Below are 12490 nucleotides of genomic sequence, written 5' to 3' on the forward strand. Positions count from 1 at the left end.
ACTTTCCGACGGCAGCATCCCGCAGCTCGCGGGCCAGCACAGCAGCGTGCTGATCAGGCAGATGGCCGACATCCGCGCCGGTGTGCGCGACAACCCGACGATGTACCCGTTTGCCGCGGTCCTGACCGATCCGCAGGAACTGGCTGACGTCGCTGCCTATATCGAAGGGTTGTGTATTCCCGTCGAGCATGGTCGTTATGAGGGGTCGGACGCCGATCGGCAAATGGCAACCGGAAAGGTGCTTTACGAGAAGGAGTGCAGAGGATGCCATGGCGCCAGCGGCGAAGGCTTCAGGGACAAGGGTTATCCGGTAATCGCCGGACAGCACTATCCATACCTGCTGCGCCAGATGACCGAGATCCGCGACGGCAAGCGCCGCAACGCCAACCCGGAGATGGTCAGAATCATCAGCAAGTACGACAATAGTCAGCTGCTCGCCATTTCGGCCTACCAGTCGAGCCTGCGGATGCCGGGCAGGATGTGCAAGGCCATGGCGACCAGGAAGAAGTGGTAGGCCGGTGCGGTGCATCGGCAACGATGGCCGAGCAGCGCTTCGGTGTTGCGCGGCGGCAGACATCTGGGCGCCAGCGGCGCCCCGGGAGAAATGAGCATGAAGAGAATATTGGCCCTGCTGTCGATTGTTTTGCTCGCGAGTTGCGCCACGCCGACCCTGCGAGGCAGTGCCGACCTTGGGGTGGTTATCGAGCGCGCGAGCGGGCAACTCAGTCTCGTCGATACCAGCCGGCGCGAAGTTTATGCGCGTATCGGCGGACTCGGTGACCTCTCGCACGCCTCGGTCGTCTATGCGCGTGATGGTCGTTATGCTTACGTCTTCGGGCGTGATGGCGGGCTGTCGAAGGTCGATCTGCTCGAGGCGCGTATCGTCAAGCGCGTGCTGCAGTCAGGCAATGCCATCGGCGGCGCGATCTCGCAGGACGGCCGCATTGTTGTTGCACAGAATTACACACCCGGTGGCATCAAGGCTTTTGACGCCGAAACCCTGGAACTGCTCTCCGAAGTACCGGCCGAATACGCGCCGGGCAGTTTTTCGAAAGTCGTTGGCCTCGCCGATCTCGCCGGCCAACGTTTTGCCTACGCGCTCTTTGAGGGCGGTGAAGTCTGGATCAGCGATTTCTCCAACCCTCGGCAGCCGCAGACGCAACGATATCCGGCCGGGTTGCAGCCCTACGATGGACTGGTGACCCCCGATGGTCGCCATTACCTGGCCGGACTGTTCGGCGAGGATGGCGTCGTCCTGCTCGACACCTGGCGGCCAGAGCAGGGCACACGGCGAATTCTCGCGAACTACGGGCGTGGCCAGGAGAAGCTGCCGGTATTCAAGATGCCGCACCTGCGCGGCTGGTCGATGGCACAGGGCAACGTCTATCTGCCGGCGATCGGCCGCCACGAGGTGTGGGTCGTTGCCGGCGGCAACTGGCAGGAAATCGCCCGTATCGCCGTCAAGGGACAGCCGGTGTTCGTCATGGCGCGGCCGGATGGCCGGCAGGTGTGGGTCAATTACGCGTTTCCCGACAACGGCTGGGTCGAAGTGATCGATACCCTGAGCGGGAAAATAGTCAAGACGCTTGCACCCGGTCGGGCCGTCCTGCACATGGAATTCACGCCGCGCGGTGAACAGGTCTGGATTTCCGCCCGCGATGACAACCGGGTGCTGATCTACGATACGGCGACGTTCTCGAAGCTTGGCGAACTGGACGTACAGGCGCCGAGCGGGATATTCTTCACCAGCCGCGCCAACCGCATGGGTTTCTGATGGACACACTTGACGAAGCGATCGACTTTCGCCTTCTCAATGACTTTCAGCGGGATTTTCCGCTCTGTTCTGCGCCCTTCGCGGAGCTGGCGTCGCGGCTGGGAGTTGCCGAGGGCGTGGTGTTGCGGGCCCTGGAAGGGCTGCGTCGCCAAGGCAAGATCGCGCGCGTCGGCGCCATTTTTGCCCCGAAACGTATCGGTGTCAGTACGTTGGCCGCGATGGCGGTACCCGCGGACCAACTGGCCGCGATTGCCGAAGTGGTCAATCGCTTTCCCGAAGTGAATCACAATTACGAGCGTGAGCACCGCTACAATCTCTGGTTCGTCGCCACGGCCGGGTCGGAAGGGCGCCTGCAGGCGGCCCTGGGCGCGATCGAACAGGTGGCCGGCTGGCCGGTGCTGAAGCTGCCGCTGCTCGAGGAATACCACATCGACCTCGGTTTTGCGCTGGACGGGCAGGGAGAGAGGGTGGGCAGCGTGCGCGTGCGCAGTCAGCAGTTCACTGCACCGACGCCACTCGACGAATTCGAACGTCGTCTGGTGATGGCCCTGCAGGAAGGCCTGCCGCTGTTCATTCGGCCGTTCTCGGTGCTGGCCAGCCGGGTCGGCTGCGACGAGAGCGAAGTGCTCGAACGCATCCGTCGCTGGTGCGCCGAGGGCATCATCAAGCGCTTCGGGGTGGTCGTCAGGCATCACGAACTCGGCTATACAGCCAATGCGATGCTGGTGCACGACATTCCCGACGCCAGCGTCAGCGCCATTGGCGAGCGCCTGGCGTGCGAATCCGGGGTGAATCTCTGCTATCGGCGCCCGCGCGTGCCGCCGACCTGGCGCTACAACCTGTTCTGCATGATCCATGGCCAGGCACGGGCGGAAGTCGAGGCCCGCATCGCCGAGCTGCGAGCACGCCTGCAGTTGACCGATTACGCGCACGCAGTGCTGTTCTCGCTGACCCGCTTCAAACAGCGTGGTGCCCGTTATGCGTGAAGCGGCACGCATCGACACCACCGATCGCGCGATCATCGACGGTCTGCAGGGCGGATTCCCGATCTGCGAACGCCCTTACGCCGAAGTGGCCGGCAGGTTCGGGATCAGCGAAACGGAACTCCTCGAACGTCTGCAGCGAATGCTGGCAACGCGCGTACTGACCCGCTTCGGCCCGATGTTTCAGGTCGAGCGCATGGGCGGTGCCTTCGTTCTGGCGGCGATGCGCGTTCCCGATGCGGACTGGCTGCGTGTCCTCGAAATCGTCAATGCCTTTCCCGAGGTGGCGCACAACTACCGCCGGGAAAGCGACCGCAACGGTGAATTCAACATGTGGTTCGTCCTGGCCACCGAAACTACCGACGGCATCGACGCCGCGATACGCCGGATTGAGGAGGCCAGCGGCCTGCCGGTCTTTCCCTTCCCGAAGCTGCAGGAATACTTCGTCGAAATGAAGCTGGCGGTGCGCTCATGAGCGCTCAAGCTGCCGTCATCCTCGATGCCACCGACCGCCGTCTCGTCATTGCCACCCAGAATGGCCTGCCGCTGGTCGCACGGCCATATCACCAAATCGCCGAAGCGATCGGCATCCCTCCCGAGGAGGTGATGGCGCGCCTGACCCGCCTGCTCGAGAGTGGCGCCATCCGCCGCATCGGCGCGGTGCCCAATCACTACGCGATCGGCTACACCGCCAACGGCATGAGTGTCTGGGACGTGCCGGACGAGCGTATCGACGAACTCGGCGTACGCGTCGGCGGACTCGATTTCGTGACCCACTGCTACCACCGGCCGCGCCGGCTCCCCGAATGGCCATACAACCTGTTTGCCATGGTGCATGGCGGTTCACGCGCCGAGGTTCTGGCCAAGGTAGTGGCCATCGCCGAAATCATCGGGGCCGATTGTCGTTCGCATGATGTGCTGTTTTCAACCGCCATTCTCAAGAAGACCGGTCTGAGGATGGCGGCCAGGTGAGATGACTGACCCGCGCGGGCGTGACAGATGGGTTGCCGGAGAATTGCCTGCACGCGCATTGCCGCGCCGTCGGCAGTCTCCACCCCTGCCGAGCACACGACTGATCGAGCGACTGGAGCGCGCAAACCGGAAGCATCTGGTGGGCCGGCCGCTGACTGCAGCCTTGCGCGCCGGCGCTGGAAAACCGGGCGAACCGCCACCGCTCGTCCTGCTCATGCTGATCGGCGGTATCGGGCTGCTGGTCTCGGCGCTATTCGCCAGCGCAACCATCGTCTTGGCCGCGGCCGGTGTCGTGGCGCTGGCCGCAGCGGCAGCGCTGTGGTGGCGACACCGGGCTGCGTCGCGGTACGACTCGCTGACGCAGCTCGGTTACGCCGGTGAGTTGCAGCGCGATGCCGAGTGCTTTGACGACTACCTCGAAGAAGTCTCCAGGCACTTGCCGCAGGCCGCGTTGACGACGCTCGCGCGGACCAAGGAAACGCTCGCTAGGGTGATCGCTGCGCTCGCCGCAGCCGACCTGGCGATCGAAGAAACGTTTTTCGTACGGGAGATGGTTGCGCGCTACCTGCCGGATGCCTGCCGCCATTACGTCGAGGCAACCGCGGCCAGCGGTGGCTGCGTCGTGCTCGAAGATGGAAGTACCGCCGAACAATCGCTGTGCCGCCAACTCGACATGTTGCACGCTCGTCTGGAAAAAACGCTGGCCAGAATTGCCGACGGCAGGGCGCAGGCGCTTGCCAGGCACGAAACCTTCGTCAGGAGCAAGGAATGAGTGCGGTGCCCGTCGCCCAACCCGACGGACTCCGCGCGCTGCCGACTATTTCATGGTCGAATCGTTCGCTGGAGATCGCGGCTCGGTGTCTGCAATTCCCTCCAGCAAATCTGCTTCCTGCTTGTCGCGAACCAGTTTCGCCACACTAAATACGGTGTTGAGCAGAAAAAGCCAGGCGACGATCATGTAAGCTTTTTCCCAGTCGCCGATCGTCATCCGGAAGAGTCCCCAGGTGGTCAGCGATACGGCCATCGCGAATCCTGCCCAGACGGTGATCACCCAGGCGCCGGTATCGATCCGCTCGTCGCGGTTGTCACGGATCATCTTGGCCAGCGTAAACGATGCAAACAGGCAGAAGCAGAAACCGACGGCCAAAAACGCCCGGTCGAGTTCCTGGCTCGGCATGTGCCAGATGCCGATCGTGCAGGCGGTCACGGCAAGGCCGAACGACAACCACACCTGCACGCTCCAGGACGGGGTGTCGCGTCGGATCAGATACTTCTGAGGCATGGTGAATCCTCCTTTCCGGATGGCGGTGCTGCGTACACCGCAATGTAGAGTGCGATGCCAGATGGCCGGCCAAGGATGTCCGGGCGCGGGTGCTCTGGAGACGATGAACCTGGGGGAGACAGATTCATGGTGTCGGTGAAGGTCTGCAGGGTCAGTGGCCGGGCATTCTACTAAACGATGTCCAGATGACCGATGCCTGCCGTCAGATCCCGGTCTTTCGATTCCTTGCCATGCAGCTTGATCTGCAGGCGCAGGTCGTTGAGAGAGTCGGCATTGCGCAGGGCGTCGGCGTAGCTGATCTGACCGGCCTCGTAGAGGTCGAACAGGGCCTGATCGAAGGTCTGCATGCCGAGTTCCCGCGACCTTTTCATCGCCTCCTTGATTTCGTGCACCTGGCCCTTGAAGATCAGGTCGGAAATCAGTGGAGAATTGAGCAAGATCTCGATCGCCGGGGCGCGTCCCTTGCCGTCCTTCTTGGCCAGCAGGCGCTGCGAGACGAGAGCACGCAGGTTGAGCGAAAGGTCCATCAGCAGTTGGTGGCGGCGTTCCTCGGGGAAGAAGTTGATGATCCGGTCGATTGCCTGGTTGGTACTGTTGGCGTGCAGCGTGGCGAGGCAAAGGTGTCCGGTTTCGGCAAAAGCGATGGCGTAGTCCATGGTCGCACGATCCCGGATTTCCCCCATCATGATCACGTTCGGTGCCTGCCGCAGGGTGTTCTTCAACGCGACTTCCCAACTGTCCGTATCGACGCCGATCTCGCGTTGGGTGACGATGCACTTCTTGTGCTCGTGAACGAACTCGATCGGGTCTTCGATGGTGATGATGTGGCCCTGGCTATGGCGGTTGCGGTGATCGACGAGTGCTGCCAGGGAAGTGGTCTTGCCGGTACCGGTACCACCGACAAAGATGACCAGACCGCGCAAGGTCATCGCGATATCCTTCAGCACCAGTGGCAGGCCGAGTTCATCGAGAGTCGGAACGTTCAGGTTGATGGTGCGGCAGATCACCGCGACGCGCCCCTGTTGCACCAGCGCATTGACGCGAAAGCGGCCGATTCCGGCAGGCGAGATGGCGAAGTTGCATTCCTTGGTCGCCTCGAATTCGGAAGCCTGCCGGTCGTTCATGATCGAGCGCGCGAGTTCTGCAGAGTGCTGCGGCAACAGCGGCTGATTGGATACCGGCACCACCTTGCCATCGATCTTGATCGCCGGAGGATAGTTGGCGGTGATGAAGAGGTCGGAGCCGTTCTTCTGGGCCATCAGGCGCAACAGTTCGTGCATGAATTTCAGTGCCTGGTCGTTTTCCATGCTTCCTCTCCTGCCTGCAAGGACGGCTTACATGCCCATGAAGTTGTCTTTGTTGGCCGCCTTGTTGCGAGCCTCGATCATTGAAACGATATTCCGTTTGACGAGTTCGGTCAGGCATTGGTCAAGGGTCTGCATGCCATATTGCTGTCCGGTCTGCAGGACGGAATACATCTGGGCGACCTTGTTTTCACGGATGAGATTACGAATCGCCGGTGTGCCGATCAGGATCTCGTGTGCCGCAACCCGCCCCTGACCGTCCTTGGTCTTGAGCAGAGACTGGGAAATCACTGCCCGTAGCGATTCGGAAAGCATGGATCGGACCATTTCCTTTTCAGCGGCCGGGAACACGTCGATGATCCGGTCGATGGTCTTGGCGGCGCTCGAGGTATGCAGGGTGGCAAAAACCAGGTGGCCGGTTTCCGCACCGGTGAGCGCCAGACGGATGGTTTCGAGGTCGCGCATCTCGCCAACCAGAATCACGTCCGGGTCTTCACGCAGAGCGGAACGCAGGGCGTTCTGGAAGGACAGGGTATGTGGACCGACCTCGCGTTGGTTGATCAGGCATTTTTTGGGCTGGTGAACAAACTCGATCGGATCTTCAACGGTGAGAATGTGGCTATAAGCCGTTTCATTGACGTGATTGATCATCGCCGCCAGAGTGGTCGACTTGCCTGAACCGGTTGGCCCGGTGACCAGTACGATGCCGCGTGGATAGTCCGAAATGTCCTTGAAGATCTTTGGACAGTTAAGGTCTTCGAGCGTCAGCACCTTCGACGGAATGGTCCGAAAGACCGCAGCAGCACCGCGATTCTGGATGAAGGCGTTGACGCGAAAACGCGCCAGATTGGGAATCTCGAACGAGAAGTCGCATTCCCGGGTGTCTTCGTACTGTTTGCGCTGAACGTCGCTCATGATGTCGTACACCATCGCATGCACGTCCTTGTGCTCCATGGCAGGCAGGTTGATTCGCCGCACATCGCCGTTCACCCGGATGATCGGCGGCAGGCCGGACGACAGGTGGAGGTCGGAAGCCTTGTTCTTGACGCTGAAGGCCAGCAGTTCGGTGATGTCCATTCGCTTCGGTCCTCGGACGGTGGGCAGGGTGCGGTGTTATACTTCGAACAATCTGCGTAGCACCCGATTATGACCATACTTTCCGCCAAGCTGCAAGCCGTTCGCGCGCGAATCGCCAGCGCTGCTGGGCAGTGCGGTCGTTCTGACGACACGATCCAGCTGCTCGCGGTCAGCAAGACCTGGCCCGCTGCCCAGATACGCGAGCTGGCAGCCGCTGGCCAGCGGGCTTTTGGCGAAAGCTATGTGCGGGAAGGCGTCGCGAAGATCACCGAACTGCGTGTGCTGGAACTTGAATGGCATTTCATCGGTGCGCTGCAGGCCAACAAGACGCGCATGGTGGCCGAAGCCTTTGACTGGGTGCATTCGGTTGACCGTCTGGAGATCGCGCAACGCCTTTCCGATCAGCGTCCGGCATCGCTGCCTCCCCTGTCGATCTGCCTGCAGGTCAATGTCAGTGGCGAGGCCGCGAAGGGCGGTGTCCCGCTAACCGCTGCGCCGGCATTGGCGAATGCGCTGGCGGTGCTGCCAAAACTGCGTCTGCGTGGTCTAATGACCATTCCGGCGCCGCACCATGACTGCGTCGAGCAGCGTCGCCCATTCCGCCTCCTGCGGGAACTTTCTGAACGATTACAGGCAGATGGCCTGTGCCTTGATACACTTTCGATGGGCATGTCGGATGACCTTGAAGCGGCCATTGCCGAGGGGTCGACGCTGGTGCGTGTTGGCACTGCAATTTTTGGCGAGAGACACAGAGCATGAGAATCACTTTCCTGGGCGGTGGCAATATGGCCAACGCGATGATCGGTGGCCTGGTGAAAACCGGTTTTTCGGCAAGCGACATCGCCGTCATCGAATTGGGTGCGCAGGGGCGCGCCAAGCTGCGGCTGGCCTACGGGGTTCGATGTTATGAGGCGGTCAGTGCCGTTGCGCTCGACTGCGACGCCCTCATGCTGTCGGTGAAACCACAACAGATGCGCGAAGCCTGTACGCCGCTACTCAAATACCTCAAGCAGCAATTGGTGATCAGTATCGCCGCCGGTCTGCGCCTGGCCGATGTTTCGCGATGGTTGGGCGGCTACGGCAGGATCGTACGCGCAATGCCCAACACGCCGGCGCTGGTTGGTGCCGGCATTACCGGGCTGTGTGCGCTGCCCGCGGTGTCGATGGCCGAGCGACTCGGTGCCGAGCGCATCCTGCAGGCGGTCGGCAGCACCTTGTGGATCGCCGATGAATATCACATGGACGCGGTGACCGCGATCTCCGGCAGTGGTCCGGCTTATGTATTCCTGTTCATTGAAGCACTGCAGCAGGCGGCAAGCGAACTGGGCCTGTCGCCGGCGCAGGCTCGCCAGCTCTCGATCGATACCGTGCTCGGTGCTGCCAAGCTTGCCGCACAGTCGGATGAAACGGCAGGTGTGCTGCGCGAGCGCGTGACTTCGAAAGGCGGGACCACCGAGGCGGCATTGCGCACCATGGCCGAGCGTGGCGTCAAGGAAGGCTTCGTCGCCGGCGTGCTGGCCGCCAACATCCGCGGCCGGGAATTGGGTGAACTGCTGGGCAAGGATGGTTGATGATCACGCAGGCCGGATTGTTCTTGCTCGAAACGCTGACCGGTTTCCTGACCTTTGCGCTGCTGCTGCGTTTCTACATGCAGGCTTGCCGCGTTTCCTTCAACAATCAGATCGGCACGTTCGTCGTCGAGTTGACCAACTGGCTGGTCAGGCCCTTGCGCAAGATTCTGCCGGGCTGGTATGGCCTGGATCTGGCGAGTCTCCTGCCGGCCTATCTGCTGCAGGTGATTTTTGCCGGCGCGCTGACCCTGCTGCATGTCGGCAGTGAGAGCCTGGCGCCGGAGATTCTGCTGCCGCTGCTGCTCTGGCGAGGCCTGCTGGCCACCTTGCGTTTCAGCCTCTACCTGCTGATTGGCGCGCTGCTGGTGCAAGCCGTCCTGTCGTGGGTCAGTCCGTACTCGCCTCTGAGCCTGCCGGTATCGCAACTGACGCGCCCCATCCTGCGGCCGATCCAGCGTTTCGTACCGCCCATTGGCGCCATCGACCTGTCACCGCTGGTGGCCATTGTCCTCGCGCAGTTGCTGCTGATCTTTCTGTAAGCCGTGGTCGACTGGCTACGCGAAGTCGACGGCTCGATCATGCTGGCCGTACATGTCCAGCCCGGTGCGAAGCGTAGCGAAGTCGCCGGCCTGCACGGCGACGCGCTGAAGATCCGCCTTGCTGCACCCGCGATCGACGGTCGGGCGAACGCTGCACTGCTGGCGTTTGTCGCGCAGCGATTGGGTCTGGCCAAGTCGGCAGTCGAACTGAAAAGTGGCCAGACCTCGCGGCGCAAGGTGCTGTCGGTGCTGGGTGCGCGTGCCGATGCGGTACGCTGCCTGCTCTGGCCTGTATCGTCGTCGCAACGGGCGGGAGGCCTGCGCTGATGCTCAGGCCTCGAAAACGATGCGCCCGCCAACCAAAGTCATGCGGGTTCGACCGCTTACTTCGTAACCCAGGAAGGGTGTATTTTTCCCCTGGCTGCGCAGTGCTTCCGGGGTGACGAGCCAGGATTCGGCAGGGTCGAAGAGGCAAATGTCGGCGGCACTGCCGATGGCCAGTGAGCCGGCCTCGATGCCGAGAATGGCCGCCGGATCACAGGTGATGCGGGCCAGCGCCAGCACCAGCGGCAGCTTTGCATGTTTCGCCCAGCGCAGTGTCAGGGGCAGCAACAGTTCAAGTCCGGTGGCTCCGGGCAATGCTTCGGCAAAGGGCAGTTGCTTGCCATCTGCGTCGATCGGTGTGTGGTCCGAACAGATTGCCGCCAGTCCATCCCTGACCGTGACGCGCAGCGCGTCACGGTCGCTTGACGCACGCAGTGGCGGGTCGAAGCGTGCATTGCTGTCGAAGTAACCGATGTCCATTTCCGACAGATGCAGGTGATGGATCGAGACATCGCAGGAAACCTGCATGCCGCTACGTTTCGCGGCGCTGATCAGGGCCACGCCGGCAGCTGAGGACAGCCGCGAAAGGTGCAGGCGAACACCGGTTTGTTCTGCCAGTTGCAGTGCCGTGGTGATGGCGACGGTTTCGGCCGATACCGGAATGCCGGTCAGTCCTAGTCGGGATGCGACCTCGCCATCGTGGGCGACGCCTTCGCGCGCGAGAAACTGGTCCTGCGGCCACAGACGCACATGGTAGCCGAAGGTGGCGGCGTACTGCATGGCCCGCATCAGCAACTGCGTGTCGACGATCGGATGCTTGGCCTGTGAGAAGCCAATACAGCCCGCACGTGACAGACTGTTCATCTCGGCGAGTCTTTCGCCTGCCAGCTGCTGGGTCAGCGCGCCGATCGGATAGACCCGCGCCAGACCAAGTGTTTCGCTGCGCCGGACGAGGCGCTCGACGAGACCTGGCTCATCGAGTGGCGGTTTGGTGTCGGGCGGGCAGGCAAGAGAGGTCACGCCACCGGCGACCGCGGCGGCAAGTTCCGGTTCGATGCTGCCCAGGCGGGCTGACAGGTCGACCAGGCCGGGGCAGGCGATCAGCCCTTTGGCGTCGATCTGACGTGCGGCAGAGAAGCCTGCCGGCGGCTGGCCGATCGCAGCAATACGTCCGTCGGCAATGAACAGATCGAGACAGGCATCCAGGCCATTTTTCGGGTCGATCAGATGGGCATTCCGGATATGGAGGGGGAGGGGTTGCTCGTTCATCGTTCAGTTTCCTGCCAGAATGCCCATGACCGCCATGCGTACCGCTATCCCGAAGGTGACCTGCGGCAGGATCACTGCCTGTGGGCCATCGGCGACATCGGAGTCGATTTCGACGCCACGATTCATGGGCCCCGGATGCATCACGATGGCATCGGGTTTGGCAAGCGCCAGCATCGCCGGCGTCAGTCCGTAGCAATGGAAGTATTCGCGCGCCGACGGCAGGAGCGCACCATTCATGCGTTCGTTCTGCAGGCGGAGCATGATCACCACATCACAATCGCGAAGCCCTGTTCGCAGGTCATGGCAGACCCGCAGTCCCATCTTGTCCAGGGCCGTCGGCAACAGCGTTTGCGGGCCGACGGCGCGCACCTCGGCAGCGCCGAGCGTGGTCAGCGCATGAATATCCGAACGCGCTACACGGGAATGCAGGATGTCGCCGACAATGGCTACCACCAGGTTGTTGAAATCCTGCTTGTAGTGACGGATGGTGTACATGTCGAGCAGACCCTGCGTCGGGTGGGCGTGGCGCCCGTCGCCGGCATTGACCACATGCACGTCTTTCCGCCCGAGGCGGCGCAGGTGGTCGGCGATCAGGTGCGGTGCCCCACTGGCGGCGTGCCGGACGACGAACATGTCGGCGTGCATGGCCACCAGGTTGTCCACCGTATCGAGCAAGGTCTCGCCCTTGGCGGTCGAGGAGCGCGTCACGTCGAGGTTGATGACGTCGGCGGACAGGCGCTTGGCGGCAATCTCGAAGGTGGTGCGCGTGCGCGTGGAATTCTCGAAGAACACGTTGAAGACACTCTTGCCGCGCAACAAGGGAACTTTCTTGACGTCGCGGTGCGAGACCTTGAGAAAGCTCGATGCGGTATCGAGAATGTGATTGATCACCTCGCGGGGCAGGCCCTCGGTCGACAACAGATGCGTCAACTCGCCATTGGCGTTGAGTTGTGGATTACGCATACGCATCCTCGGCCAGGCTCCATTGCAGGTGACCGTTGGCGTCGGTCGAGAGCACCAGCTCCCGGGCTGGATCGAGATCGACTTGCCAGGGGCAGAAATCGGCGCAGATCGGGAGTTGACGGCGGCCGCGGTCGGCGAGAACCGCAAGCTGGATGCTGGCCGGGCGGCCATAATCGAAAAGTTCGTTGATCGCCGCGCGCGTCGTGCGGCCGGTGTACAGCACATCATCGACGAGGATCACTGGCCGGTCTTCGACATCGAAGGGAATCGAACTCGGCCGGACGCGTGCATGCAGGCCCCTTGCGCCGTAATCGTCACGATAGAACGAGACATCGATCAGGCCGATTTCATTGTTCAGCGCGAGGAGTTCGCGCAGGCGCCTGGCCACCCAGGCGCCGCCGCTGTGGATGCCGACCAGGACCGTGTCCGGTC

General features: G+C 62.2%; 16 protein-coding genes. 10 read left to right on the plus strand and 6 right to left on the minus strand.

The annotated features are described in order from the left end of the window. The 6 genes from CAPSK01_RS02965 to CAPSK01_RS02990 form a co-directional block, all read left to right on the plus strand. Positions 1–514: c-type cytochrome (locus CAPSK01_RS02965; protein ID WP_273702989.1), on the plus strand; the 514-nt coding region annotated here is incomplete at its 5' end. 96 nt (positions 515–610) lie between these two features. Continuing rightward, on the plus strand, positions 611–1774 hold the full coding sequence (locus CAPSK01_RS02970; protein ID WP_273702990.1) for a cytochrome D1 domain-containing protein: 1164 nt from the start codon (positions 611–613) through the stop codon (positions 1772–1774). Continuing rightward, positions 1774–2760 (plus strand): Lrp/AsnC family transcriptional regulator, encoded by a 987-nt coding sequence (locus CAPSK01_RS02975; protein WP_034922298.1) that lies wholly within the window; start codon positions 1774–1776, stop codon positions 2758–2760. Before CAPSK01_RS02970 ends, CAPSK01_RS02975 begins: the two co-directional genes overlap by 1 nt. Further along, the gene (locus tag CAPSK01_RS02980) at positions 2753–3232 is read left to right on the plus strand and encodes an Lrp/AsnC family transcriptional regulator (protein ID WP_273702991.1); all 480 of its coding nucleotides are present in this window, start codon (positions 2753–2755) and stop codon (positions 3230–3232) included. Before CAPSK01_RS02975 ends, CAPSK01_RS02980 begins: the two co-directional genes overlap by 8 nt. Beyond that, entirely contained in the window at positions 3229–3729 is a 501-nt protein-coding gene (locus CAPSK01_RS02985) for an AsnC family transcriptional regulator (RefSeq protein WP_034922303.1), read from the plus strand. The genes CAPSK01_RS02980 and CAPSK01_RS02985 overlap by 4 nt, the downstream gene beginning before the upstream one ends. Before the next feature lies 1 nt (position 3730). Continuing rightward, positions 3731–4501, plus strand: coding sequence for a hypothetical protein (locus CAPSK01_RS02990; protein WP_034922305.1), 771 nt, complete (start codon positions 3731–3733; stop codon positions 4499–4501). A gap of 45 nt (positions 4502–4546) precedes the next feature. Here the strand turns inward: CAPSK01_RS02990 and CAPSK01_RS02995 are convergent, their stop codons facing one another. The 3 genes from CAPSK01_RS02995 to CAPSK01_RS03005 form a co-directional block, all read right to left on the minus strand. Further along, complete coding sequence (locus CAPSK01_RS02995) at positions 4547–5011, minus strand: YiaA/YiaB family inner membrane protein (protein WP_034922308.1); 465 nt, start codon at positions 5009–5011, stop codon at positions 4547–4549. 170 nt (positions 5012–5181) lie between these two features. After that, the gene (locus CAPSK01_RS03000; protein WP_034922310.1) at positions 5182–6318 is read right to left on the minus strand and encodes a PilT/PilU family type 4a pilus ATPase; all 1137 of its coding nucleotides are present in this window, start codon (positions 6316–6318) and stop codon (positions 5182–5184) included. Positions 6319–6345: 27 nt separating this feature from the next. Next, the gene (locus CAPSK01_RS03005; protein ID WP_034922312.1) at positions 6346–7392 is read right to left on the minus strand and encodes a type IV pilus twitching motility protein PilT; all 1047 of its coding nucleotides are present in this window, start codon (positions 7390–7392) and stop codon (positions 6346–6348) included. Between the two features lie 69 nt (positions 7393–7461). Here CAPSK01_RS03005 and CAPSK01_RS03010 point away from each other — a divergent pair, with 69 nt between their 5' ends. Genes CAPSK01_RS03010 through CAPSK01_RS03025 form a run of 4 tightly spaced genes read left to right on the plus strand, consistent with a single transcriptional unit; the run spans position 7462 to position 9829 of the window. Next, positions 7462–8151 carry a YggS family pyridoxal phosphate-dependent enzyme gene (locus tag CAPSK01_RS03010; protein ID WP_034922314.1) on the plus strand — a complete coding sequence of 230 codons (690 nt, stop codon included), beginning with the start codon at positions 7462–7464 and terminating at the stop codon, positions 8149–8151. After that, positions 8148–8963, plus strand: a complete 816-nt coding sequence (gene proC, locus CAPSK01_RS03015; protein WP_034922316.1) for a pyrroline-5-carboxylate reductase — start codon at positions 8148–8150, stop codon at positions 8961–8963. The genes CAPSK01_RS03010 and proC overlap by 4 nt, the downstream gene beginning before the upstream one ends. Continuing rightward, positions 8963–9502 carry a YggT family protein gene (locus tag CAPSK01_RS03020; RefSeq protein ID WP_034922318.1) on the plus strand — a complete coding sequence of 180 codons (540 nt, stop codon included), beginning with the start codon at positions 8963–8965 and terminating at the stop codon, positions 9500–9502. The genes proC and CAPSK01_RS03020 overlap by 1 nt, the downstream gene beginning before the upstream one ends. A gap of 3 nt (positions 9503–9505) precedes the next feature. Beyond that, positions 9506–9829 (plus strand): DUF167 domain-containing protein, encoded by a 324-nt coding sequence (locus tag CAPSK01_RS03025; protein ID WP_273702992.1) that lies wholly within the window; start codon positions 9506–9508, stop codon positions 9827–9829. A gap of 3 nt (positions 9830–9832) precedes the next feature. Here the strand turns inward: CAPSK01_RS03025 and CAPSK01_RS03030 are convergent, their stop codons facing one another. From CAPSK01_RS03030 to pyrR, 3 genes are all read right to left on the minus strand, one after another. Then, on the minus strand, positions 9833–11095 hold the full coding sequence (locus tag CAPSK01_RS03030) for a dihydroorotase (RefSeq protein WP_034922322.1): 1263 nt from the start codon (positions 11093–11095) through the stop codon (positions 9833–9835). A gap of 3 nt (positions 11096–11098) precedes the next feature. After that, a complete protein-coding gene (locus tag CAPSK01_RS03035; protein ID WP_034922325.1) occupies positions 11099–12058 on the minus strand; it encodes an aspartate carbamoyltransferase catalytic subunit in 960 nt (319 codons plus the stop codon). After that, positions 12051–12490 (minus strand): bifunctional pyr operon transcriptional regulator/uracil phosphoribosyltransferase PyrR (gene pyrR / locus CAPSK01_RS03040; protein WP_034922327.1); only part of this gene is annotated, 440 nt, incomplete at its 5' end. The genes CAPSK01_RS03035 and pyrR, both read right to left, overlap by 8 nt.

Source organism: Candidatus Accumulibacter vicinus (genome assembly GCF_000584955.1).
Classification (GTDB): domain Bacteria; phylum Pseudomonadota; class Gammaproteobacteria; order Burkholderiales; family Rhodocyclaceae; genus Accumulibacter; species Accumulibacter vicinus.

Coding starts and splice junctions, on each gene's coding strand:
- CAPSK01_RS02970 (WP_273702990.1), top strand. CDS start 611: ATGAAGAGAATATTGGCCCTGCTGTCGATTGTTTTGCTCGCGAGTTGC.
- CAPSK01_RS02995 (WP_034922308.1), bottom strand. CDS start 5,011: ATGCCTCAGAAGTATCTGATCCGACGCGACACCCCGTCCTGGAGCGTG.
- CAPSK01_RS03035 (WP_034922325.1), bottom strand. CDS start 12,058: ATGCGTAATCCACAACTCAACGCCAATGGCGAGTTGACGCATCTGTTG.
- CAPSK01_RS02990 (WP_034922305.1), top strand. CDS start 3,731: ATGACTGACCCGCGCGGGCGTGACAGATGGGTTGCCGGAGAATTGCCT.
- CAPSK01_RS03005 (WP_034922312.1), bottom strand. CDS start 7,392: ATGGACATCACCGAACTGCTGGCCTTCAGCGTCAAGAACAAGGCTTCC.
- CAPSK01_RS02975 (WP_034922298.1), top strand. CDS start 1,774: ATGGACACACTTGACGAAGCGATCGACTTTCGCCTTCTCAATGACTTT.
- proC (WP_034922316.1), top strand. CDS start 8,148: ATGAGAATCACTTTCCTGGGCGGTGGCAATATGGCCAACGCGATGATC.
- CAPSK01_RS02980 (WP_273702991.1), top strand. CDS start 2,753: ATGCGTGAAGCGGCACGCATCGACACCACCGATCGCGCGATCATCGAC.
- CAPSK01_RS03020 (WP_034922318.1), top strand. CDS start 8,963: ATGATCACGCAGGCCGGATTGTTCTTGCTCGAAACGCTGACCGGTTTC.
- CAPSK01_RS02985 (WP_034922303.1), top strand. CDS start 3,229: ATGAGCGCTCAAGCTGCCGTCATCCTCGATGCCACCGACCGCCGTCTC.
- CAPSK01_RS03010 (WP_034922314.1), top strand. CDS start 7,462: ATGACCATACTTTCCGCCAAGCTGCAAGCCGTTCGCGCGCGAATCGCC.
- CAPSK01_RS03030 (WP_034922322.1), bottom strand. CDS start 11,095: ATGAACGAGCAACCCCTCCCCCTCCATATCCGGAATGCCCATCTGATC.
- CAPSK01_RS03000 (WP_034922310.1), bottom strand. CDS start 6,318: ATGGAAAACGACCAGGCACTGAAATTCATGCACGAACTGTTGCGCCTG.